The following is a 23,845-nucleotide window of genomic DNA, read 5'->3' as shown; positions in this document are numbered from 1 at the left end:
ACCAGAAGAGGTCCACCATCTACGGCAGTCAAGGTCCCGCGCCGCAAGCCGACCAGCCCAAGGAGCGAACCCCCATGCCGGTCCCTGCCCCGTCCTCCCTTACCGCCGCCACCTCCGCCGCAGTTCCCTCCCCCCGCCGGGGCGCCGAAGCGGCCCGTCTCGCGGGCCTGCCCCGGATCGACGAGCCGCGCGAGGTGGCCCCGGCAGACGCGAGGGAGCTGTCGAAGGTCTTCTTCCGGCGGCTGCGCGAACTCACCGAGGGCACCCCGGAGTACCAGTACGTCCGCAACACCCTCATTGAGATGAACGCCTCCCTCGTCCAGTACGCCGTGCGCCGCTTCCGTAACCGCGGCGACGGTGGTGACATAGACGACATCGTCCAGGTCGGCACCATCGGCCTGATCAAGGCCATCGACCGGTTCGACCCGGCCCGCGAGAACGAGTTCTCCACGCTGGCCATGCCGTACATCACAGGCGAGATCAAGCGGCACTTCCGTGACACCTCCTGGGCCGTCCGCGTCCCGCGCCGGCTCCAGGAGCTGCGCATCGACATCGCGAAGGCGAAGGAGTCGCTGACCGTCGAGCTCGACCGCTCGCCCACGGTCGCGGACCTCGCCGGCCACCTCGGCCTCACGGAGGAGGAGGTCATAGAGGGGCTCTTCGCCGCCAACGGCCACACCAGCGGCTCCCTGGACGCCCCGCAGGCCGCGCACTCCGAGTACGGCGGAGGCCAGACCGAGGGACACACCCTCGCCGACGTCATGGGCGAGGAAGAGCCGGCCATGGAGCTGGTCGAGGACATCCAGACCCTGGCGCCGCTGCTGGAGCAGCTCACCGACCGCGAGCGCCGGATGCTGCAGATGCGCTTCGGCGAGGAGTTGACCCAGGCCCAGATCGGCGCCGCCCTCGGCATCTCGCAGATGCAGGTCTCGCGGCTGCTGACCAGGCTCCTCGGACACCTGCGCGCCTCCATGCTGGAGGACGGGCCGAAGGCCACGGGCGCCGAGTACGCGTGAGGTAGATCACCTTTGCGTTTGCTGAGGTGAATGCGGGGGCACGGGCGGGGCTGGAGCGGAACCCTGCTCTCCGGCACGTGGTGCCGGAGACGGGGCGCACGCGGGCGGATCCCGTCCCGCTCCACGGCCCGCGCCGGTCCGCCCGGCGCGTGCCGTACCCGTACGACCCGCGAGGTGCATGTGTCCACGCTCCAGGCCGAACACGTCTACAAGGTCTTCGGCAGACGCCCCGACGACCAGGCGGCGGCCGTCCGCGCGCTCGAAGGCGGCACCGGCCGCGACGAGCTGCGCGCCGGCGGAACGACGGCCGCGGTGATCGACGCCTCCTTCCGCGTCGAGCCGGGCCAGATATTCGTCGTCATGGGTCTGTCGGGATCCGGCAAGTCCACGCTGCTGCGCATGCTCAACGGACTGCTGGAGCCCACCTCGGGACGCATCCTCTTCGACGGCGAGGACCTCACCGGGCTCAGCCCGCGCGAGCTGCGCCGCGTACGCTCCACCAAGATCAGCATGGTTTTCCAGCACTTCGCGCTCTTCCCGCACCGCGACGTCCTGGAGAACGCCGGCTACGGACTGGAGGTCCAGGGCGTCCCCCGGGCCGAGCGCGAGCGCCGGGCCGCCGAGGCCCTGGCGCTGTGCGGGCTCGGCGGCTGGGAGAAGTCCTGGCCCGACGAGCTCTCCGGCGGCATGCAGCAGCGCGTGGGTCTGGCCCGCGCCCTGGCCACCGACGCCGATCTGCTGCTGATGGACGAGTCCTTCAGCGCCCTCGACCCGCTGATCCGCCGTGACATGCAGGACCAGCTCCTCGAACTCCAGCGCCGCCTGAAGAAGACCATCGTCTTCATCACCCACGACCTCAACGAGGCCATGCGCCTGGGCGACGGCATCGCCGTCATGCGTGACGGCCGCATCGTCCAGCAGGGCACCGCCGAGGACATCCTCATGCGCCCCGCCGACGACTACGTCGCCTCCTTCATCCAGGACGTGGACCGCTCGCGCGTGCTCACGGCCGACGCCGTCATGGACGAGGCGCCTGCCGAGGCGGGCGCCTGCGGCTGCCCCACCGTCACCGCCGGCACCGCGCTCGCCGACCTGTGCACGGTCAGCGCCCGGGTCCCGCACCCGGTCACCGTCACCGACGAGGACGGCGCCGTTATCGGCTCGGTGCCGCAGGACCGCCTCGTCGCCTTCCTCGGCGACGAACACAGGCCGCCGATGGCCTGCGCGGAGGTGGCCGTCTGATGCCCCGCCTGCACCTCGGCGACTGGGTCGACAGCGGTGTCGACTTCCTCCAGCGCCACCTGTCCTGGCTGTTCGACGCCGTCAGCGCGGTCGTCACCGGCCTCTACGACGGCATCGACGCCGTCCTCTCCGCCCCCGCCCCGCTGCTCTTCGCGGGCATCCTCGCGCTCGGCGCCTGGTGGCTGCGCGGGCTCCTCGCCGGGCTGCTGGCCTTCGCCGGCTTCGCGCTCGTCGACTCCGTCGGGCTGTGGCCCGAGGCCATGTCGACGCTGTCACTGGTCCTGGTCGCCACCCTCGTCACGCTGTTCTTCGCGATCCCGCTCGGCATCTGGGCCTCGCGCTCCGACCGGGTCAGCGCCGTCCTGCGGCCCGTCCTGGACTTCATGCAGACCATGCCCGCCATGGTCTACCTCATCCCCGGCATCATCTTCTTCGGGGTGGGCGTGGTGCCCGGCATCATCGCGACCATCATCTTCTCGCTGCCGCCGGGCGTACGGATGACCGAACTCGGCATCCGCCAGGTCGACGCGGAGCTGGTCGAGGCCGCCGACGCCTTCGGCACCACCCCGCGCGACACCCTGGTCCGCGTCCAGCTGCCGCTGGCCCTGCCGACCATCATGGCGGGCGTCAACCAGGTCATCATGCTCGGCCTGTCCATGGTCGTCATCGCGGGCATGGTGGGCGGCGGCGGGCTCGGCGGCGCCGTCTACCGGGCCATCGGCAACGTCGACATCGGCCTCGGCTTCGAAGCGGGCGTCTCCATCGTCATCCTGGCCATGTACCTCGACCGGATGACGGGGGCGCTCGGCCGCCAGGTCTCCCCGCTCGGCCGGCGCGCCCTGGCCAAGGCGCGGTCCGCCGCCACCGGTGCGGCCAAGGTGTGGAACCACCGCCCGCAGCCCGCCTACGCGATCACCGGAGCCGTCGTACTCGCCCTCGTCGCGGGCGGCCTCAGCACCTTCGGCGGCCCGACCACCGAGGACGGACCGGCCGGCGCCGCGAACATCGGCAAGGGCCGCACCGTCTCCGTCGGCTACATCCCCTGGGACGAAGGCATCGCCTCCACCTTCCTGTGGAAGGAGCTCCTGGAGCGGCGCGGCTTCAAGGTCGACGCCCGCCAGCTGGAGGCCGGCGCCCTCTACACCGGCCTGGCCGGCGGCCAGCTCGACTTCCAGACCGACGCCTGGCTGCCCGTCACGCACGCCCAGTACTGGGAGAAGTACGGGAACGAGCTGGAGGACCTCGGCTCCTGGTACGGCTCCACCTCGCTGGAGCTGTCCGTGCCCTCGTACGTGAAGGACGTGCGCTCGCTCGCCGACCTCAAGGGCAAGTCCGGGCAGTTCAAGGGTCGGATCATCGGCATCGAGCCGAGCGCCGGCGCCATGTCCCTCCTGAAGGACAAGGTCCTGAAGGAGTACGGCCTGGAGGGCGAGTACCAGGTGGTCGACGGGTCCACCCCCGGCATGCTCGCCGAACTCAAGCGGGCCTACGACAAGAAGGAGCCCGTCGTCACCGTGCTGTGGTCCCCGCACTGGGCGTACTCCTCGTACGAGCTGACCAAGCTGGAGGACCCCAAGGGCGTCTGGGGCAAGGGCGACGGCATCCACACCCTGGCCCGCAAGGGCTTCGCCGCCGACGAGCCCGACGTGGCGCGCTGGCTGCGCTCCTTCAAGCTCACCGAGGAGCAGCTGACCGGCCTGGAGGCGAAGATCCAGGACACCGGCAAGGGCAAGGAGCAGCAGGCCGTCCGCGCCTGGCTGGCCGAGCACCCCGAGGTCGACGAACTGGCATGACCCCGAGGTGCACCGGCGCGGTCGCGGGGACCGGGCCGGCGCGGGAATACGTGGTCCCGCGCCCTCCGGGGCCTCCGAGGTCCCGCGCCCGCCGGTGCCTCCGGCCGGACGGCATCGGGCCTGGTGGCGGCCGGTGGCGGGTTCGGTTGATCACCAAGTGCCCGCAAGAGGACCGGAATCCTCCTGCTGACCACACGTCTGACCAGCCGAAACACTGGACGATTCGCCCGTGCGGACGAGGGCTGCTCCATGGCACAGTGCGATGAGGCCCACCGCACGACCAGGGAGCGTCCATGCGCGATCCGCACTCCACGCCGCTCGCGGCCGCACCCGAGTGCTCCGCGGTGCCCGGCCCGCTGCCCGCCCCGCTGCCCCGCTGTCCGGTGTGCGCGGGCGCGCCGGAACGCGTCTCGTGGCGCCAGCGGCCGGGTGAGCCGGTGGTACTGGCCTTCGCCCCCTGCGGTCACCGCTGGACCTCACCGGCTCCGCCCGTGCTGGCCGTCACACCGTGAGGAAGTCGGCGACGCGCGCGGCGAAGGCCTCCTCGCCGACGATCTCGATCCCGGCAGACTCGGCCTTGGCCACCTTGCCGCCCGCCTTCTCGCCCGCCACGAGGAGGGTCGTCCGCCCGGACACGCTGCTCGCCGACTTCCCGCCCGCCCGCTCGATCAGCTCGCGCACTTTGTCGCGCGTGTCGTACGCGGCCAGCGCGCCCACCATCTTGCCGGTGACCACCACGGTCTGACCGGCCAGCGGTCCGGCCCCGTCCCCGGTCCCGTCCGCGACGGGAGGCGCGGCCTGCGGCTCCGTGAGGTTGACCCCGGCGGCCGCGAGCTTGTCGATGACCGGCCCGAGCTCCGCCACCTGGGCGACGATGGCGGCCGCCTTCGTGTCACCGACCAGCTCCACCTCCGTCATCGCGACCGCGTCGGCGGCCCGGACGGCGTCCATCGTCCCGAAGTGCCGCGCGATCCGCCGGGACATGCCCCGCCCCGTGCCGACGATGCCGAGCGCGCAGAACACCCGGGACAGGGGCCTGCCCTTCGCGGCCGCTATCTGCTCCACCAGCTTCGCCGCCCGCTTCTCGCTCCCGGCGGCCCGCGCGAGCCGCGCCTCGTCCAGCGTGAACAGGTCCGCCACGTCCCGGACGTCACCGGCCTCGACCAGCGCCCGTACGTACCTCTCACCCAGGCCGTCGATGTCGAGCTGGTCCCGCCCTGAGGCGTACAGGATCGCGGCGATCCGCCCGCAGTCGGCGGGCTGCGCGCAGCGCCACCGCTCCTGCGACCGGTCGATCTCCCCGCCGCAGCCGGGGCACACGGCCGGCGGCTCGATCGGACGCTCCGCGCCCGTGCGCAGCTCGACCACCGGGGCCTCGACGCGCGGGATGACGTCCCCCGCCTTGTACACGGTGACGATGTCGCCGAGGCGCAGCCCGCGGCGCTGGATGTCGGCCGGGTTGTGGAGCGTCGCGTGCCGGACCACCGAGCCGTCGATCTCCACCGCTTCGAGGACCGCGGTGGGCGCGAGCACGCCCGTACGCCCCACCGACCAGGTCACGTCGAGCAGCCGGGTCCGCCGTTCCACGGCCGGCAGCTTGTACGCGGTCGCCCAGTGCGGGTGGCGCGATCCGGTGCCGGCGGCGTCCTGTTCGGCCAGGGAGTCCAGTTTGACCACCACCCCGTCTATGCCGAAGGGCAGCCCGGCGCGGAGCGCGGCGATGCGGTCGACCTGCTCCTGCACCTCGGCGAGCGTGGCCACCACGGTCAGACCGGCGGGGGTGGCCGCCGCGGTCTGGACGCCCGCCCGGGCGACATGGGCCATGACCTCGGAGTGGCTGGTTCCGGGAAGGGCGGTGCCGCCGTCGAGCTCGACCGCCCCGAAGGCCCAGAAGGTCATCTCCACCGTGTACGGGCGCCCCTTGGCCCGCAGCGTGCCGGCCGCGCCGTTGCGGGGATTGGAGAACGGCCCGGCCCCGTGCTCGGCGCGTATGGCGTTCGCCCGCTCGAACTGCTCCGCCGTCAGCAGGACCTCGCCGCGCACCTCGAAGGAGGCGTCCGTGGCCAGCTCCCGGGGGAGCCCGGTGATCGTGCCGATCGCGTGCGAGACGTCCTCACCACCCGTTCCGTTGCCCCGGGTCACGAGCTGGACCAGCCGGCCCCGGCGGTAGCGCGCGGCCAACGAGGCCCCGTCCAGCTTCGGTTCGACCGCGTACCCGCCCGCGACCGGCGCTCCGAGCCGTCGCAGCAGAGAGGCCTCCCAGTCGAGCAGGTCCTGCGGGCCGAACACGTTGCCCAGCGAGAGCATCGCCGCCGTGTGCGCCACGTCCCCGGCCGGTACGGCCCCGCCCGCCACCTTCCCCGTCGGCGAGGCGGGGTCGGTGTGCTCCGGATACCGCTCCTCGTAGGCGTGTATCAGCCCGAGGAGGAGGTCGAACGAGGCGTCGTCCAGGGCGGATTCCCCGGTGCCGTAGTAGGCGGCCGAGGCCCTCAGGGCGGCGCCGATCGCGTCGGCGTACTCGTCGCGGTTGGCCAGGGCGGGAGCGGTGGTCGTCGTCATGCCCTGATCTTGGCGCAGGGGTCTGACAACGGTCGCCGGCAAGGGTTTCCGACAACGCTGCGGCGTATCGACGCGGCCGGTCCTGCCCGAACGCTCCGCCTGTGAAGGGGTGACGTGCTGCAGAAAGTGTGCGCAAAGATGCTTGGTGGAAGGCGACTTCGAGCATCTTCCTTCAGGAAGTTCCGGCGGAGCGCTATCTTGCCAGGTGCATGCCAAAGAGGTGTGTCCGTGATCCGGACCGCACGAGGAGCTGCCCCATGAGACTGCCCGGCATCCGCAGGACCCCAGGCCGCCAGGGCCGGCCGGCCCGCACACCCCGGCGGCGGCGCACCCCGGCCGCCCTGTTCGCCGCCGCCCTCGCCGTCGCGGGGCTGGCCGCCGCCGGACCGGCCGCCTCGCCCGCCGCCGCGTCCCCCGCCGGGGCCACGGCCACGGCAGGCAATGTCACCGGCTTCAGCCAGGCGGGGAACACCTTCACCATCACGGCCTCCGGCGGAGCCAAGGCCCGCGTGGTCGTCGCCCGCGCCGACATCTTCCGCCTCTGGCTCTCGCCCGACGGTGCCTTCACCAACGACCCCGCCGGCACCGATCTCGCCCCCACCACCGACTTCGGCCCCGTCACGACGAACTGGACCGACGCGGGCCCGTACTACCGGATCACCACCGGAGCCCTGTCCATCCGGGTCAACAAGTCCCCCCTCCAGTTCTCCGTCTACCGGGCCGACAACACCACCCCCGTCTGGCAGGAGTCCCAGCCGACCAGCTGGACCGGCAGCCAGACCACCCAGTACCTGGCCCGGGGCGCGGAGGAGCAGTTCTACGGCACCGGCCTGCGCCTGGGCGAATGGGCACTGCGCGGCAAGACCGTCCCCGTGGCGGTCGACAACAAGTGGCGCGAGAACAACAACGCCAGCCCCGCCCCGTTCTACATGTCCACCAACGGTTACGGCGTCATGCGCAACACCTGGGCCCCGGGCTCCTACGCCTTCACCGCCCCCACCGCCCTCACCCACGACGAGAAGCGCTTCGACGCCTGGTACTTCACCGGCGACTCCCTCAAATCGGTGCTCGACGCGTACACCGACGTCAGCGGCAAACCGTTCATGGCGCCGATGTGGGGCTTCGAGCTGGGCAACGCCGACTGCTTCAACGCCTCCAACCCCGACTACCAGGGAGATCACGACCGCGCGCGCCACCAGACCACCCCCGACGTCGTCGGGTACGCGACCGACGCCCGCGCCGCCGACATGCCCTCGGGCTGGTTCCTGCCCAACGACGGCTACGGCTGCGGCTACACCGCGCCGCTGAAGTCGACGGTGGACGCGTTGAAGGCCAAGGGCTTCCAGACCGGTCTGTGGACCTCGACCGGCCTCGGCTCCATCGCCGACGAGGTGGGCACGGCCGGCAGCCGGGGCGTGAAGACGGACGTGGCCTGGATCGGCAGCGGCTACAAGTACGCCTTCAACGGCGTGCAGCAGGCCGTCGACGGCATCGAGAAGAACTCCGACGCCCGGCGCTACGTCTGGACCGTCGACGGCTGGGCCGGCACCCAGCGCAACGCCGTCGTGTGGACCGGCGACACCTACGGAACCTGGGACGACATGCGCTGGCACGTCCCCGCCATCACCGGCGCGGGCCTGTCGGGCATCAACTACGCCGCCGGCGACGTCGACGGCATCTTCGGCGGCAGCCCCAAGACGTACACCCGCGACCTCCAGTGGAAGGCGTTCACCCCCGCCTTCATGACGATGTCCGGCTGGGGCGCGGTCAACCCGTCCGCCGGCTACCACGACAAGCAGCCCTGGCGCTTCGCCGAGCCGTACCTCTCCATCAACCGCAAGTACCTCCAGCTCAAGATGCGGCTGATGCCGTACCTCTACACGATGAGCAAGGCAGCGAACGAGACCGGCGTGCCCAGCACGCGTGCGATGGTCCTCGAATACCCCGACGACCCGGTGGCCCGCGGGAACCTCACCAGCGGCCAGTTCTTGGCCGGAGACTCCCTCCTGGTCGCGCCCGTCGTCTCCGACACCACCGTCCGGGACGGCATCTACCTCCCCGCAGGCAGCTGGACGGACTACTGGACGGGCCGCACGTACGCGGGCCCGGGCTGGCTGAACGGCTACCACGCTCCGCTCGACACGCTGCCCCTCTTCGTCAAGGGCGGCGCGATCGTGCCGATGTGGCCGCAGATGAACCACACGGGGGAGAAGCCCGTCTCCACCCTCACCTACGACATCCACCCGCGCGGCAACTCCTCCTTCAGCCTCTACGAGGACGACGGCCGCACCCGCGCCTACCAGTCCGGGGCATACGCCCGCCAACAGGTGGACGTCACCGCACCGACGGCGGGCTCCGGCACCGTCACCGTCTCCGTCGGGGCCTCCACCGGCAGCTACGCCGGAAAACCGGCCTCCCGCGGCTACGAGTTCACCTTCCACGTGACCTCCGCGCCCACCGCCCTCACCGCGGACGGCGCCGCCCTGACGCGTCTGACCTCGAAGTCCGCCTATGACGCGGCCGCGTCCGGCTGGTTCTTCGACGCCTCCGACCGCTCCGGCGTCCTGTGGGTCAAGACGGGTACGAAGACGGGCGCGTTCAGCGTCTCGGCCACCGGCACGAGCATCCCGCCGGCCGGCGCCCTGCCCGCCTCCGCCCCCATCGCCCAGTCGGGCTGGTCCCTGGTCTCGGCCGACAGCCAGGAGACCAGCGCCGAGAACGGGGCCGCCGCCAACGCCTTCGACGGGAACCCGGCCACCATGTGGCACACCGCCTGGTCGTCGCCGAAGGCCGCCCCGCTCCCGCACGAGATCCAGATCGACCTCGGCGCCCGCTACGCGGTGGACGGCCTCGGCTACCTGCCCCGCCAGGACGGAGGGGTCAACGGCCGCATCGGCGGGTATGAGGTCTACGTCTCCGACACCACCGCCGACTGGGGCCCACCCGTGGCGACCGGTACCTTCGCCGACACGGCCGCCGCCAAGTCCACCGCCCTGTCCGTGAAGAGCGGCCGCTACCTGCGTCTGAGAGCATTGACCGAGGCCGGTGCCCGCGGCCCCTGGACCAGCGCCGCCGAGATCACCCTCACCGGCCGCCCGGCCCCTTTCCCGGCCGACGCCACCCTGGTCAACGCGGCCTCCGCGAGCTGCGCGGACCTGCCGCACAGCGCCACCACACCGGGCACCGAACCCACCCTCTACACCTGCCACGGCGGCCCGAACCAACGCTGGACCCTCCAGCCCGACGGTCGCCTCACCGGCCTCGGCGGCGTCTGCCTGGACGCCGCGAACGCCTCACGGGTGAGCATCCAGACCTGTAACGGAAGCCCCGGCCAGACCTGGCAGGCAGGCCCCCAGAGCACCCTGCGCAACGCCGGCCAATGCCTCACCCCGGCCGGTTCCGCCACCGCCAACGGCACCGTTCTCACCCGCAGCGCCTGCGACAACACCCCGGCTCAGCGCTGGACCTTCACCCCCTGATCCCGCTCACCCGCCGAGTCCGGCACGGCACTCCCGCCAGGCCGGCTCGCTCAGCAGACCCCGGAGCCGGCCGAAGAGGGAGAGCAGCTCGGCGCCGTACTCCTCCCGGAAAGCGCGGTCGTTCCGGGCGAGGTCGAGCTCGTTGGCAGCCGTCAGCTCGGCGAAGTCCCGGCGCAACGACGGGGCGGGACAGTGCACGAGGCCGGTGAACCGGTCCCGTACCGCCGCCTCCCCGTCGCCGAACAGCGGATAGGAAGCGGTCCGGTCGAAAGAGGCGTAGAAGTACACGATCGCCTCGGCCTCGGTCCCGATGGCCGCGGCCAGCTCGGCCCGCCGCGTGACCGGAAGCAGTGCGGTCGCGAAGCCGTCCGTTCCGTAGAACGCGTGGCACAGGCCGGCCTGTCGGAGCGCGGGCCGCGCCCCCCAGTCGGCGAGCAGCTCCCGTACGCGCACGAGGTGGGTGAAGAGGGTTCCGCCGGGATTCGCGATGCGCTCGGCGCCGAGCTCCCGCAGCCATGCGACGGCTTCGTCTTCGTCCGGCACGGTCGTGTCCCTTCGGAGGTGGTGGGTCGGCACCCGTACCCGCCCGAGCCCGTGGTCCGGACCACGACGGCGAAGGCGGGGACGGGTTGCCGCCCGGGCCCTGCACTGATCTTGATCCAGTCCAAGACCCAAGTCAATCCTCCGATTTGCTCCCCACACCCAAGCGATACCTTGGGCCTCATGACCCTCGACGATCTCCGCGTATTCGTGGCCGTCTGTCGCGCCGGGAGCCTCAGCGCCGTCGCCCGCGACCTCGGCTGTACCCAGTCGGCCGTCAGCCAGCACGTCCGCCGCCTGGAGAAGCAGACCGGCGCGAGCCTCCTGGAGCGCCACGCCCGTGGAGTGGTGCCCACCGAGGCCGGCCGCATCCTCCAGGCGGCCGCCGCCGACGGCATCGCAGGCCTCGACGGCGCCCTGCGCCGCCTGGACGACCTCGTGCGGGGAGGAGGCGGCTCGGTGCGCGTCACCACCGGCGCGACCACCGTTCGGCACTTCATGTCCGAGGCCGTCGTCACCTTCCGCCGCCGGCACCCCGAAGTGAGCCTGGAATTCCAGACGGAGAACTCCAGCCGCAGTTGCTTCGACGCCCTCGCCGCCGACGACCTCGACCTCGCCTGGATCACCATCGGCGCCCCGGTCCGGGGCATCGAGCAGCGCCCCGTCATGAAACTGCCCTGGGTGCTCGCGGTCGGCGCCGACGACCCCCTCGCCGCCCGCGCCCGGATCGACCCCGTCGACCTCGCCGGCATCCGCCACATCCGGCTGCCGGAGAACGCCGCCTCCCGCGCGCACCTGGACGCCGCCTTCGCGGAATCGGGCATCCGGGTGCGCTCGGACACCAGCGTCGCCGACTGGGACACCGCCCTGCTGCTCGCCGAACTAGGCCTGGGCCACGCCGTCGTACCCGCGTTGCCCGGCTGGCGGGTCCCCGGCACCGACGGGCCGCTGCGCCTGGTCCCCGTCCCCGGCCTGCCGCCCCTCAAGGTCGGCTGGGCGGTCCGCCGCTGGGCCGCCCTCGCCCCGCTGGCCCGCGTCTTCGCCGACGAGGTCGCCCGCAACTGCACGGCCCGCGCCGCCGCCGGGCAGCAGTGACGCCGCCAGCAGCCCCGCGGCGGCCAGGACTGCCAGGGCCGCCGACGAGGAGCCCGTGACCCCGGCGCCCGCGGCGACCGCGATCCCCAGGGCGGGGCCGATGTTCACGGCCGTCTGCTTGAGCCCGCCCACCACGCCGGCGTACCCGGCGGGAGCCTCGCCGACCACGGTCCCGGTGGCGGTGACCATCACGGTGGTGAACCCGGCGCCGAGCAGCCCGAACCCGAGCGCCGAGGCGGGGGCGGCGCCCAGCCCGACGATGCCGAGGACGACCAGCGCGGTACCGGTCAGTGCGGTCGGCCGTGCCCCGTACCGGCGCGCCGCGAGGCCCGCCACCGGCGCTCCCGCGACCATCAGCGCGGTCAGCGGGAGCACCCGCAGTCCGGTGGCGAGCGGGTCCAGCCCCTGTACGTCCTGGAGCCGGAAGGTCGCCGTGAACAGCGCGCCGAACAGCCCGGCGGAGACGGCCAGCAGCAACGCCATCGAGGCCGCCACCGGTCGCGACCGGGCCACGGCGGGCGGCACGAGCGGCAGCGCGGCGCGCCGTTCGCGGCGCAGGAACAAGGTCCCGAGCGCGACGGCGGCGCCGAACCCGAGCAGCGTCGGCGTACCGCTCCAACCGTGTGCCGGTACGCCGACCAGCGCGTGCACGAAGACGGCGAGTGCCGCCGCCAGCAGGGCCGCGCCGGCGAGTTCGAGCCGCCCGGGCTCTCCGCGCGGCGGCGCGGGCGCCCGTACGGCGAGCGTCAGTACGGCGATGACCAGGGCGAGCGGCACATTGACCGCGAACACCGCCCGCCACCCCCACTGCGCGACCAGCCCGCCCCCGAGCAGCGGCCCGGCCGCCGCGGCGAGCCCGATCACGCCGGTCCGCACCGCGATCGGCGTGGCCAGCCGGTCCGGCGGATACGCGAGCCGCAGCAGCGCCAGCGTCGCGGGCTGGAGCAGTGCCCCGAACACCCCCTGTACGGCGCGCAGTGCGATCACCCAGCCCACGCCGGGCGCGAAGGCGATGCCCGCCGAGGCCGCGGCGAAGCCGAGGACGCCGGTGAACAGCAGCCGCTGGTGTCCGTACCGGTCGCCGAGCCGCCCCGCGACGACCAGCAGAGCGGCCACGGCCAGCAGATAGGCCGTGCTGGTCCACTGGACCTCGGCCACGCTCGCCCCGAGACCGCGCCGCAGGCTCGGCTGTGCCACCGTCAGCACGGTGCCGTCCAGAGCGACGATCGCGGCCCCCGAGACGCTGACGGCCAGCGCGAGACGCGGCCTCACGAGGACTCCCGGTCCCGACCGAGGTGGGCGTCGACGGCGGCGTCGACGAGCCGGTCCACCGTCCCGGCGGGCAGGACGAGGGGCAGACTGCCGAACCCCCACAGCTGCGCCACGCCGTGCAGGTTGGCCCACAGTGCCGCGGCGGTGACCTCCGGGTCGTCCGCTCCGCAGTGGGATACCAGGCTGACGAGGAGCTCGAACAGCGGCAGTGTCGACTCCCGCAGCCGCGGTCCGCCCGCCGGCTCCTGGCCGGTGCTGTCCAGCAGGTCGTGCCGGAACATCAGCTCGAACATGCCGCGGTGTTCCAGCGCGTAGCCGACGTACGCGCCTCCCAGTGCCCGTACCCGCTCCCGCGGCGAGGCGGCCCCCGCGCTCGCGGCCGCGAACCGCCCGCCGAGGTCGGCGAACCCGCGCCGGGCGATGGCCGACAGCAGCGCCTGGTGGGTGGGGAAGTACCGGCGCGGCGCCCCGTGGGAGACCCCCGCCCGGCGGGCGATCTCGCGCAGCCCCAGCGCGGCGCCCCCGTCGGTCAGCACGAGCTCCACGCCCACGTCGATCAACCGCTCGCGGAGCGGGCGCTCCTGACCGTCCGGCCTCTCCTGGTTCATAGACAGTGTCTACCAGAAGGGGTAGACACTGTCTACTCTCCGTCGACCGAGTCCAGGAAGCGCAGCGTCCGGGCGTTGACCTCCCCGGCGTGGTCGAGCTGCGCCCGTGCCCGGTGTTGCCGATGATCTCGACGACGGCGCCGGGGACCAGTCGCGGTACCCGCTCCCGCTGGCGCTCGGGGTGCACCAGCAGGCTGTGCTCGCCGAGCAGTACGTACAACGGGGTGCGGATGGTGCGCAGTTCGGCCTCGGTGAGCGGCAGCGGCGAGGGCCGGCGGATGCGGTAGGCGTGCACGCTCAGCATGATCATGGCGCGCAGCTCCGGAACGATCAGGACGGGCTGGTCCAGCCAGACCGCCACCCGCCGCCGCGCACGGGCTTCGGGGCGATGGTCGCCAGCAGGCTGAGGAAGATCCAGGCGAAGAAACGGGCGCCGGTCTTCTCCAGGCCGCCGGGGTCGAGCAGGGTCACCGACGCCAGCCGCTCGGGCCCGAGATGGGCCTGGTTCAGCGAGAGCCAGCCGCCGTATGAGGAACCGATGCGGTGGACCCGGTCGAGACCGAGGCCGGCGAGCACCTCGTTCAGCCACTGCGCGGACCGCTCGGGCTGGTGGATCGGTGTGTGCTGGACGCTGCGCCCCGGGTCGCCGAGGGTGTCGACCGCGAACACCGGCCGCTCGGCGCGCAGGGCGGCGAGGTTCGGGTACTCCATGGAGGAGTTGGAGCCGGAGCCGTGCGAGCACCACCGGCCAGCGGACCCAGGAGTCCGCCGCCGCGGTCCTGCGCCACCACCTGGGCCGGCTCCTTCCGGCGGCCTGACCCCCCCGGCGCGCCGCACTGCGGCCGAGTGGACCCCGCCCGGGTCCGCTTTCGAGTGACACCACCGCCCGGCGAAGGGTGCGGCCCGGCCGGATATCCGAGCATCTCAGGCGGCCGGTCATGTCGATTTCGAGTCCCTGCCCGGTCACGATCAGCCGGGGCGCCCAGTCGCCCCGGCTCCGGGCCGCCGCTGGGAGATCACGTGCACGTCCTGCTCGTCGCGAGCGCGTTCAACAGCCTCACCCAGCGGGTCCACGCCGAATTGCGGGACCACGGCCACAGCGTGGCGGTCGAACTCGCCCTGCCCCACGTCCCGCTCGCCGACGCCGTCCGCCGCCACCGGCCCGACCTCGTCCTCGCACCGATGCTGCGGACCGCCATCCCCGAGGAGGTCTGGGCCGCACACACCTGCCTGATCGTCCACCCCGGACCGGTCGGCGACCGCGGCCCCTCCTCGCTCGACTGGGCCATCCACGAGCAGGCGACCCGATGGGGCGTCACCGTCCTGCAGGCCGAGGCCGAGATGGACGCCGGCCCCGTGTGGGCCCACGTCGAATGCCCCGTACCGCCGGTGGGCAAGAGCGACCTCTACCGCGGTGAGATCGCCGACGCGGCACTGGAGGCCGTGCACCTCGCCGTCGACCGCTTCGCCTCAGGCACGTACACCCCGCGGCCGCAGGCCACCGGACACCCGCGCCCCGCCCTGCGCCAGGAGCACCGCCGGATCGACTGGGAGGCGGACCCCACCGAGCGCGTCCTGCGCGTCCTGCGCGCCGCAGACTCACAGCCCGGCGTCCGGGACGAACTGCTCGACGGCGAGTGGTTCCTGCACGGCGGCCACCCCGAGGACCGCCTGCGCGGCCGCCCCGGGGAACTGCTGGCAACCCGGGCGGGCGCGATCTGCCGGGCCACCGCCGACGGCGCCGTCTGGATCCCGGAACTCCGGGCCCGGCGCACCCCGGGAGGACCCGCCGCCCCCAAACTGCCCGCCACGGTGGCGCTCGCCGACCGGCTGCCGGCGCTGCGGGAACATCCCGCGCCGCTCCACGCCGACCCGCGCCGGCGCACCTGGTCCGACATGGGCTACCGGGAGGAGGGCCAGACCGGGTTCCTGTCCTTCTCCTTCCCCGGCGGCGCCATGAGCACCGCCCACTGCCGGCGCCTGCTGAACGCCTACCGGATGGCCTGCACCCGACCCACCACCGTCCTCGTCCTCGGCGGCGGCCGGGACTTCTTCTCCAACGGCATCCACCTGGGCGTCATCGAGGCGGCCGCCGACCCGGCCGGGGAGTCCTGGGCCAACATCAACGCCATGGACGACCTGGTCGAGGCCGTGCTCACCACCACCGACCGGCTCGTCGTCTCCGCCCTCGGCGGCAACGCCGCCGCCGGAGGGGCCGTGCTGGCCCTCGCCGCCGACGAGGTCTGGTGCCGCTCCGGCGTGCTGCTCAACCCGCACTACCGCCTGATGGGGCTGCACGGTTCCGAGTTCTGGACGTACACCCTGCCGCGCCGCGTCGGCACCGGCGTCGCGGAGCGCCTCACCACCGAGGCCCTGCCGCTGAGCGCCGAGGCCGCACACCGGCTCGGGCTGGTCGACCGTACGGTCCCCTGCGCGCCCCAGGCCTTCGCCGCGGAGACGGCGCGGCTCGCGGCCCACCTGGCCGCCCTGCCCGCGACGGCCTCCCGCATCGCCGGGAAGAAGGCACGTCGTGACCGCGACGAGGCCGAGAAACCCCTGGCCGCCTACCGGGAGGCCGAGCTCGCGCTGATGCGGCAGACCTTCTTCGACCCGGACGCCCCCTACCACGCCCTGCGCCGCGCCTTCGTACGCAAGGAGCCGGCGACCGCGACACCGCCCCACCTGGTCCGTCCCGCGGCGGGCCGGCACACCGCCCCGCTGCCCTCCCGCCGGCCCCCGGTCACTGGACTGGCCGCACAAGACACGGCATGCGGCGCCGAAGGCTGTTAGCAAGAAAGGCGAGGCCGAAAACGCCGCCTCTCCCCGTAGACCGTCCCCGAGCCCCTCCCCAAGGAGGCATCCCCATGGATCCAGCGACGTCGGCCCCGGTGGAAGACCCTCCGATCCACATCCTCTGGATCAACGCGGGACTGAGTTGCGACGGCGACTCCGTCTCCCTGACGGCGGCCATGCAGCCCAGCATCGAAGAGATCGTGACGGGCACCCTGCCCGGACTGCCCAAGATCGCGGTGCACTGGCCCCTGATCGACTTCGAATGCGGCCCGGTCGGCGGCTCGGACACCTTCATCGAGTGGTTCTTCAAGGGCGAGCGCGGCGAGATCGACCCGTTCGTACTGGTCGTCGAGGGCTCGATCCCCAATGAGAAGATCAAGGCCGAGGGCTACTGGTGCGGCTTCGGCGACGATCCGGAGACCGGCCAGCCCATCACCACCAGCGAGTGGATCGACCGGCTCGCCCCCAAGGCCCTCGCCGTCGTCGCCATCGGCACCTGCGCCACGTACGGCGGCATCCACGCCATGGAGGGCAATCCCACCGGCGCCATGGGCGTGCCCGACTACCTGGGCTGGAACTGGACCTCCAAGGCCGGTATCCCGATCGTTTGCGTGCCGGGCTGCCCGATCCAGCCGGACAACTTCTCCGAGACCCTGACCTATCTGCTCTATCAGGCCGCGGGCTCGGCCCCGATGATCCCGCTCGACGACAAGCTGCGCCCGACCTGGCTGTTCGGCGCCACCGTCCACGAGGGCTGCGACCGCGCCGGCTACTACGAGCAGGGCCAGTTCGCCCAGACCTACGACTCGCCCAAGTGCCTGGTCAAACTCGGCTGCTGGGGTCCCGTAGTCAAGTGCAACGTCCCCAAGCGCGGCTGGATGAACGGCATCGGCGGCTGTCCCAACGTCGGCGGCATCTGCATCGCCTGCACCATGCCGGGCTTCCCCGACAAGTTCATGCCGTTCATGGACGAACCTCCCGGCGCCAAGGTGTCGAGCAAGGCGAGCGGCGCGTACGGGGCCGTCGTCCGCAGGCTCCGCTCGATCACCGCGCACACCGTGGACCAGGAGCCGAAGTGGCGCCGCTCCGGCGAGAAGCTGACGACGGGCTACCGCCCGCCCTGGTGACCGCCCCTCAGGTCCTCACCCCCCGCTGATGAACTCCGCACACGAAGAAGGGTCACGGCAGACACGATGGCACCGAAGACGAAGGCGGCCGGTGACGGCAGCGGCCTGGTGGAGATGGCCTGGGATCCGATCACCCGGATCGTGGGCAGCCTCGGCATCCACACGAAGATCGACTTCAAGCAGAAGCGGGTCGCGGAGTGCTACAGCACGTCATCCGTGTTCCGCGGCTACAGCGTCTTCATGCGCGGCAAGGACCCCCGCGACGCGCACTTCATCACCAGCCGCATCTGCGGGATCTGCGGCGACAACCACGCCACCTGTTCCGTGTACACGCAGAACATGGCCTACGGGGTGAAGCCGCCCCAGCTCGCCGAGTGGATCATCAACCTCGGCGAGTCGGCGGAGTACATGTTCGACCACAACATCTTCCAGGAGAACCTGGTCGGGGTCGACTACTGCGAGAAGATGGTCCGCGAGACCAACCCCGGGGTCCTGGAGCTGGCCGAGCGCACCGAGGCCCCGCACGCCGGCGACCACGGCTACAAGACCATCGCCGACATCATGCGCTCCCTCAACCCCATCGAGGGCGAGTTCTACCGCGAGGCCCTCCAGGTCAGCCGCTACACCCGGGAGATGTTCTGCCTGATGGAGGGCCGCCACGTGCACCCCTCCACCCTCTACCCGGGCGGCGTCGGCACCATCGCCTCCGTGCAGCTCTTCACCGACTACATGAGCCGCCTCATGCGGTACGTGGAGTTCATGAAGCGCGTCGTCCCGCTCCACGACGACCTCTTCGACTTCTTCTACGAGGCCCTGCCCGGGTACGAGGAAGTCGGCCGGCGGCGCGTGCTGCTCGGCTGCTGGGGGGCGCTCAACGACCCCGAGTACTGCGACTTCACGTACGCCAACATGACCGACTGGGGACGGAAGATGTTCGTCACCCCGGGCGTCATCGTCGACGGCAAGCTGGTCACCAACGACCTCACCGAGATCAACCTCGGCATCCGCATCCTGCTCGGCAGCTCGTACTACGACGACTGGGCGGGCCAGGAGCAGTTCGTCACGCACGACCCGCTCGGCAACCCGGTCGACCCCCGCCACCCGTGGAACCAGCACACCATCCCCGCTCCGCAGAAGCGGAACTTCGACGACAAGTACAGCTGGGTGATGTCGCCCCGCTGGTTCGACGGCAAGGACCACCTCGCGCTCGACACCGGCGGCGGCCCCATCGCGCGCCTGTGGTCCACCGCGCTGTCCGGGCTCGTCGACGTCGGCTACGTCCAGGCCACCGGGCACAGCGTCGTCATCAACCTGCCGAAGACGATGACCAAGCCCGAGACGCGCTTCGAGTGGAAGATCCCGAAGTGGAGCAACGCGCTCGAACGCAACCGCGCCCGCACCTACTTCCAGGCCTACGCCGCCGCCATCGCCCTGCACTGCGCCGAGAAGGGGCTGGCCGAGGTCCGCGCCGGACGCACCCAGACCTGGGAGAAGTTCGAGGTGCCCGACGAGTCCATCGGCGTCGGCTTCACCGAGGCCGTACGGGGCGTGCTCTCGCACCACATGGTGATCCGCGACGGCAAGATCGCCAACTACCACCCGTACCCGCCGACCCCGTGGAACGCCAGCACCCGCGACACCTTCGGCACGCCCGGACCGTACGAGGACGCCGTCCAGAACACCCCGATCTTCGAGGAGAACACCCCGGAGAACTTCAAGGGGATCGACATCATGCGCGCCGTGCGCAGCTTCGACCCCTGTCTGCCGTGCGGCGTCCACATGTACGTGGGCGGCGGCAAGACGGTGAAGTCGATGCACGTGCCCACCGGCCTGAGCGGACTGGGCGGATGAGCGCGGCCGTCGACGCCCGCCGCGCCGGCCAGCGGGTCGATGAGGTGCTCGACCGGCTGGCCGCCACCGGTGACCCGGCGGCCCGCGCGGCCGCCGAGGAACTGGTCCGCGTGCTCATGGACTTCTACGGCGCCGGCCTGGCCCGGATCGTCGAGCGGCTCGGTGGCGGCCCCCTCGCCGAGGTGCTCGACGACGAGCTCGTGGCGAGCCTGCTCTCGCTGCACGACCTGCACCCCGAGGACGTCGACACGCGGATCGCACGCGCCCTGGACGCCGCCGACGACCCCGTGGAACTGCTCGGCTTCGACGAGACCACCGGTGTGCTGCGGCTGCGTCCCCGGGCCGCCGCCACCGGATGCGGCTGCGGCGGCAGCGGCCCGGACGCCGCCCGGCGGACGCTGGAGGACACCCTGGCCTGCTTCGCCCCGGAGGTGACCGGGGTGGAGATGGAGCCCGCCGCGCCGCCCGGGCCGCCGCTGCTCCAGATCGGCGTCCGGCCGCACACCCCGGTCCGGGTGCCGTGACGGGGCCCGGAGCCGCGCCGGACCTCCGGCGCGGCCTGCGCCGGTTCACGGGCCCCCGTCCGCCCCGGCCGGAGCGCTGCGAACTGTGCGCGGTGGCGGTGCCCGAAGACGGCCACCGCCACCTGGTCGAGACCGAGGAGCGGACGCTGGTCTGCGCCTGCACCGCCTGCGCGCTGCTGTTCGACCGGCCGGGCGCGGCCACCGGCCGGTACCGGGCCGTCCCGGACCGCTACCTCGCCGACCCCGGCCACCGGCTCGACGAGGGCGCCTGGGAACGGCTCCAGATCCCGGTCGCCGTCGCGTTCTTCTTCCGCAACGCCGCCCTCGACCGCCTGGTCGCCCTCTACCCGAGCCCGGCCGGAGCCACCGAGAGCGAACTCGACCCTGCGACCTGGGAATCCGTACTGGGCGCGAGCCGGCTGTCCGCGCTGCTCGAACCCGACGTGGAGGCGCTGCTGCTGCGCCGCTCGGCGGGAAGCACCACGTGCCATCTGGTGCCGATCGACATCTGCTACGAACTGGTGGGGCGGATGCGACTGCTGTGGCAGGGCTTCGACGGCGGCGCCGAGGCCCGGGCCGCGCTGGACACCTTCTTCGCACAGGTGGAACGGCGGGCCCGGGTCGTGGCGGAGGAAGGGGTCCGATGACGGACTTCACCTTCACCTGCACCGGCGTGCGCGCCGACGCCTACGCGGCCGGTCCCACCCTCGTCTTCCGGCTGCGGATCACCGCAGCCGGGGACACCCGGGTGCACGCCCTCGCGCTGCGCTGCCAGATCCGCATCGAACCGGCCCGCCGCAGCTACGGCCCCGAGGAGGCCGAAGGCCTCGCCGACCTGTTCGGCGAGCGCGGCCGGTGGGGCACCACCCTCCAGCCCGTCCAGTTCGCGCAGGTCGCCCTCATGGTGCCCAGCTTCACCGGGGAGACCGAGACCGACCTCGTCGTGCCCTGCACGTACGACATGGACGTCGCGGCGACCCGGTACTTCGACGCCCTGGAGGACGGTGAAGCGCCGCTGCTGATGCTGTTCTCGGGCACCGCCTTCACCGGCGCCGGCGGCTTCCGCGTCGAGCCCGTGCCCTGGGACCGCGAAGCCTCGTACCGGATGCCCGTGACCGTCTGGCGCGACATGGTCGAGCAGCACTTCCCGGGCTGCGGCTGGCTGCGGCTGCCCCGCGACACCATGGCCGAGCTGCTCGCCTTCCGCTCGCGGCACGCCCTCGCCTCCTGGGAGTCGACCGTACGGGCCCTGCTCGACGCGGCTGCCCCCGCGCGGCCCGCGCCGCCGCCCGTCCGGTTCGGCTCCCTACCGCCCCGCGTCACCGAGAGGACCGCCACATGACCACGACGGCCGCGGCGGACTCCCGCTTCGCCACCGCCCGGCAGGTGGCCGACGCCGTCCTCTTCGAGGGGTACGTGCTCTACCCGTACCGGGCCTCGGCCGCCAAGAACCGGCTGCGCTGGCAGTTCGGTGTCCTGGTGCCGCCCGCGTGGGGCCCGGCCCACGACGAGCACGCGCACCTGCAGACCGAGATCCTGATGGAACCCAGGGGCGAGGCGAACCTCGCCGTGGAGCTGCGCTTCCTGCACGCCCGGCGCCGCACCGTCCAGCAGGCCCGGGACGACGGCACCTTCACGGAGGTCGCCGAACTCCATCTGGACGACCGGGTTCTCGTCCCCTGGGACGAGGGCACCGAAGAGCGCGTCGAACTGTCCGCGACCACGGCCGAGCTGGCGGGCGAGGGCATCACCCTTCCCTTCCGCCGCCCCGCCCGCGAGGAGACCGAGCCCGTCCTCGACGACCGGGGCCGCGTCGTCGGCCGCCTGGTGCGGAGCACCGAGGAGATCGTCGGTGTCGTGCGGCTGCGGGCAGCCGAAGTACCCGGCCCCTACCGGGTGTTCAAGCTCACCGCGGTCGTGGAGAACGCCAGCCCCTGGACACCGGAACCCGGTTCGGACGATCGCGACGCGGCCCTGCCCCGCTCCCTGGTCGCCGCCCACCTGCTGCTCGGCCTCGACTCCGGGTCCTTCCTGTCCATGACCGACCCGCCCGAGTGGGCCAAGGGGGCGGTCGCCTCCTGCGTCAACCGGCACACCTGGCCCGTACTGGCCGGCGAACCGGGCCGTGCCGACGTGGTGCTGTCCTCCCCGATCATCCTGGAGGACCACCCGGCCATCGCACCCGAGAGCGCCGGCGCGATGTACGACGCCACCGAGATCGACGAGATCCTCGCCCTGCGCACGGCAGCCCTCACCGACCAGGAGAAGCGCGAGGCGCGCGGTACGGACGCCCGCGCGGCCGCCGTGATCGACCTGGCCGACTCCATGCCGCCCGAGGTGCTGGAACGCCTGCACGGGGCGGTCCGGGCCCTGCGGGAGATCACCGACCCGGCCTCGGCGCCCCCGGACGTCCTCGAACTCATCACGGAACTCCAGGACGAGGACGAGGTGTTCAGACCGGACACTCCCTGGTGGGACCCGGCCCGGGACGACACCGCCGACCCGGCACGCGACCGGATCGCGATCGACGGGGCCTCGGTGGGCGTGGGCAGTCGCGTCCTGCTCCGTCCGGGCCTGCGCCGCACCGACGCCCAGGACCTGTTCCTCCAGGGAATGACCGCACGGGTCGAGGCGGTCCTGCACGACGTCGACGGGGGAGTGCACCTCGCCGTGACCGTCGAGGACGACCCGGGGGCGGACATCCGCCGGGAACAGGGCAGGTTCCTCTACTTCCAGCCCGACGAGCTCACCCCCCTGGAGGACGCGTGAGCGGCAGAACGCTGGTCGCCGGCATCGGCAACGTCTTCCTCGGCGACGACGGCTTCGGCGTCGAGGCCGTGCGCGCCCTGTCCGTGCATCCGCTGCCGGACCACGTCGAGGTGGCCGACTTCGGCGTACGCGGGGTCCATCTCGCCTACCAGCTCCTCGACGGCTACGACACGCTCGTCCTGGTCGACGCCACCGCACGCGGCGGCGATCCCGGCACGCTCTACCTCATCGAGGCCGACGCCGGGGCCGCGGGCCCGGCCCCGCCGGGCGGCGCCGTCCTCGACGGCCATCACATGACTCCCGATGCCGTCCTCGCGCTGCTGGACACCCTGTGCGCCGGCACCGGAAGCACCCCGCCCCGGCGGACGCTCGTCATCGGCTGCGAACCCGCTTCGATCGAGGAGGGCATCGGCCTGAGCGGACCGGTGGCCGCGGCGGTGCCGCGGGCCGTGCGGATGGTCCTCGAACTGCTCCTGCCCGGAACCGACACCGGGACCGCGGCCCCCACCGGAACCGAAGCTGTCATGCCTTCCCGAGAACTGAGGAGAACCCCGTGAACAAGGCCGTCATCGGCGGGGCGACCGCCGCCCTCCTGGTCGTCGTACTGACGCAGATCCTCCCCGACATCAGGCGCTACATGCGCATGGTCCGGATGTGAGGTCGCGCCCGCCCCGGCGCCCGAATGGCGTACGGGGCGTGGCCCGCGTCGGCGTGCCCGACCGCACCGTCCCCGTCCTGCCGGTGTAATGAGCCCCGGCAGGACGGAGTCCTATGCACGAGATGTCGATCGCCGCGGCCGTCGTCGGCCAGGTGGAAGAGGCGGCCCGGGCCGGTGGCGCGAGCGCCGTCACCACGGTCCGGCTCCAGGTCGGGGAGTTGGCGGGAGTGGTTCCCGACGCACTGGCCTTCTGCTTCGAACTGGCCTGTGCCGGAACGGTACTCGAAGGCGCCGGACTCGTCACCGAGACCGTCGCCGCCCGCGCCCGCTGCGGCGGGTGCGCACGCGAATGGCCGACCGGCATGCCCCCCGACCTGTGCTGCCCCGGCTGCGCGCGGGCCACGGACGTGGAACTGCTGTGCGGCCGTGAACTGCAGATCGTCAGCGTGGACTGGGAGGACGGCCCGGCCGGCCCCGCCCGCGCCCCCAGCCGCGAACCGATCTCCGAGGAGGCCTGAC

General features: G+C 72.6%; 18 protein-coding genes and 2 pseudogenes. 15 read left to right on the top strand and 5 right to left on the bottom strand.

Annotated features, from left to right (window positions below):
- The first annotated feature begins 74 nt into the window (after nt 1–74).
- The 4 genes from AB0D48_RS25045 (at nt 75) to AB0D48_RS25030 (ending at nt 4,563) form a co-directional block, all read left to right on the top strand.
- On the top strand, nt 75–1,016 hold the full coding sequence (locus tag AB0D48_RS25045) for a SigB/SigF/SigG family RNA polymerase sigma factor (RefSeq protein WP_362401019.1): 942 nt from the start codon (nt 75–77) through the stop codon (nt 1,014–1,016).
- Between the two features lie 180 nt (nt 1,017–1,196).
- A complete protein-coding gene (locus AB0D48_RS25040; RefSeq protein ID WP_362401064.1) occupies nt 1,197–2,258 on the top strand; it encodes a betaine/proline/choline family ABC transporter ATP-binding protein in 1,062 nt (353 codons plus the stop codon).
- Nucleotides 2,258–4,051: an ABC transporter permease/substrate binding protein gene (locus AB0D48_RS25035; protein ID WP_362401017.1), complete on the top strand. Its 1,794-nt coding sequence runs from the start codon at nt 2,258–2,260 to the stop codon at nt 4,049–4,051. The genes AB0D48_RS25040 and AB0D48_RS25035 overlap by 1 nt, the downstream gene beginning before the upstream one ends.
- Before the next feature lie 293 nt (nt 4,052–4,344).
- On the top strand, nt 4,345–4,563 hold the full coding sequence (locus AB0D48_RS25030) for a hypothetical protein (protein ID WP_362401014.1): 219 nt from the start codon (nt 4,345–4,347) through the stop codon (nt 4,561–4,563).
- On the opposite strand, the gene ligA is transcribed toward AB0D48_RS25030, so the two are convergent.
- Entirely contained in the window at nt 4,553–6,610 is a 2,058-nt protein-coding gene (gene ligA, locus AB0D48_RS25025; protein WP_362401011.1) for an NAD-dependent DNA ligase LigA, read from the bottom strand. The genes AB0D48_RS25030 and ligA overlap by 11 nt on opposite strands.
- Nucleotides 6,611–6,867: 257 nt before the next feature.
- On the opposite strand from ligA, the gene AB0D48_RS25020 reads away from it, so the two are divergent.
- Nucleotides 6,868–10,089: a TIM-barrel domain-containing protein gene (locus AB0D48_RS25020; RefSeq protein WP_362401008.1), complete on the top strand. Its 3,222-nt coding sequence runs from the start codon at nt 6,868–6,870 to the stop codon at nt 10,087–10,089.
- A 6-nt stretch (nt 10,090–10,095) separates the two neighbouring features.
- Here AB0D48_RS25020 and AB0D48_RS25015 read toward each other — a convergent pair whose 3' ends face one another.
- Nucleotides 10,096–10,632: a DUF6817 domain-containing protein gene (locus AB0D48_RS25015; RefSeq protein ID WP_362401005.1), complete on the bottom strand. Its 537-nt coding sequence runs from the start codon at nt 10,630–10,632 to the stop codon at nt 10,096–10,098.
- Between the two features lie 180 nt (nt 10,633–10,812).
- On the opposite strand from AB0D48_RS25015, the gene AB0D48_RS25010 reads away from it, so the two are divergent.
- Entirely contained in the window at nt 10,813–11,724 is a 912-nt protein-coding gene (locus AB0D48_RS25010) for a LysR family transcriptional regulator (protein WP_362401002.1), read from the top strand.
- Here AB0D48_RS25010 and AB0D48_RS25005 read toward each other — a convergent pair.
- From AB0D48_RS25005 to AB0D48_RS24995, 3 genes and pseudogenes are all read right to left on the bottom strand, one after another.
- Nucleotides 11,710–12,996, bottom strand: a pseudogene (locus tag AB0D48_RS25005) (MFS transporter); the annotation flags it as partial. The gene AB0D48_RS25010 and the pseudogene AB0D48_RS25005 sit on opposite strands and share 15 nt — an antisense overlap.
- Nucleotides 12,993–13,604: a TetR/AcrR family transcriptional regulator gene (locus AB0D48_RS25000; protein WP_362400999.1), complete on the bottom strand. Its 612-nt coding sequence runs from the start codon at nt 13,602–13,604 to the stop codon at nt 12,993–12,995. The pseudogene AB0D48_RS25005 and the gene AB0D48_RS25000, both read right to left, overlap by 4 nt.
- A 32-nt stretch (nt 13,605–13,636) precedes the next feature.
- Nucleotides 13,637–14,339, bottom strand: a pseudogene (locus AB0D48_RS24995) (alpha/beta hydrolase); the annotation flags it as partial.
- Between the two features lie 285 nt (nt 14,340–14,624).
- Here AB0D48_RS24995 and AB0D48_RS24990 point away from each other — a divergent pair.
- From AB0D48_RS24990 to AB0D48_RS24950, 9 genes are all read left to right on the top strand, one after another.
- Nucleotides 14,625–16,394: an enoyl-CoA hydratase-related protein gene (locus AB0D48_RS24990; RefSeq protein WP_362400996.1), complete on the top strand. Its 1,770-nt coding sequence runs from the start codon at nt 14,625–14,627 to the stop codon at nt 16,392–16,394.
- A 74-nt stretch (nt 16,395–16,468) separates the two neighbouring features.
- Complete coding sequence (locus tag AB0D48_RS24985; RefSeq protein WP_362400993.1) at nt 16,469–17,524, top strand: hydrogenase expression protein HypE; 1,056 nt, start codon at nt 16,469–16,471, stop codon at nt 17,522–17,524.
- Between the two features lie 66 nt (nt 17,525–17,590).
- Nucleotides 17,591–19,375, top strand: coding sequence for a nickel-dependent hydrogenase large subunit (locus AB0D48_RS24980; protein WP_362400990.1), 1,785 nt, complete (start codon nt 17,591–17,593; stop codon nt 19,373–19,375).
- Nucleotides 19,372–19,899 carry a hypothetical protein gene (locus AB0D48_RS24975; protein ID WP_362400987.1) on the top strand — a complete coding sequence of 176 codons (528 nt, stop codon included), beginning with the start codon at nt 19,372–19,374 and terminating at the stop codon, nt 19,897–19,899. The genes AB0D48_RS24980 and AB0D48_RS24975 overlap by 4 nt, the downstream gene beginning before the upstream one ends.
- Nucleotides 19,896–20,546, top strand: a complete 651-nt coding sequence (locus tag AB0D48_RS24970) for a DUF5947 family protein (RefSeq protein ID WP_362400984.1) — start codon at nt 19,896–19,898, stop codon at nt 20,544–20,546. Before AB0D48_RS24975 ends, AB0D48_RS24970 begins: the two co-directional genes overlap by 4 nt.
- Nucleotides 20,543–21,241, top strand: coding sequence for a DUF6084 family protein (locus AB0D48_RS24965; protein WP_362400981.1), 699 nt, complete (start codon nt 20,543–20,545; stop codon nt 21,239–21,241). Before AB0D48_RS24970 ends, AB0D48_RS24965 begins: the two co-directional genes overlap by 4 nt.
- Nucleotides 21,238–22,668, top strand: a complete 1,431-nt coding sequence (locus tag AB0D48_RS24960; protein WP_362400978.1) for a hypothetical protein — start codon at nt 21,238–21,240, stop codon at nt 22,666–22,668. The genes AB0D48_RS24965 and AB0D48_RS24960 overlap by 4 nt, the downstream gene beginning before the upstream one ends.
- Nucleotides 22,665–23,225: a hydrogenase maturation protease gene (locus AB0D48_RS24955; RefSeq protein ID WP_362400975.1), complete on the top strand. Its 561-nt coding sequence runs from the start codon at nt 22,665–22,667 to the stop codon at nt 23,223–23,225. Before AB0D48_RS24960 ends, AB0D48_RS24955 begins: the two co-directional genes overlap by 4 nt.
- Before the next feature lie 214 nt (nt 23,226–23,439).
- Nucleotides 23,440–23,844 (top strand): hydrogenase maturation nickel metallochaperone HypA, encoded by a 405-nt coding sequence (locus AB0D48_RS24950; RefSeq protein ID WP_362400972.1) that lies wholly within the window; start codon nt 23,440–23,442, stop codon nt 23,842–23,844.
- Nucleotide 23,845: the final 1 nt, after the last annotated feature.

This window comes from Streptomyces sp. NPDC048269 (assembly GCF_040652395.1).
In the GTDB taxonomy this organism is placed as follows: Bacteria; Actinomycetota; Actinomycetes; order Streptomycetales; family Streptomycetaceae; genus Streptomyces.
This window is presented reverse-complemented; position numbering and strand designations above follow the sequence as displayed.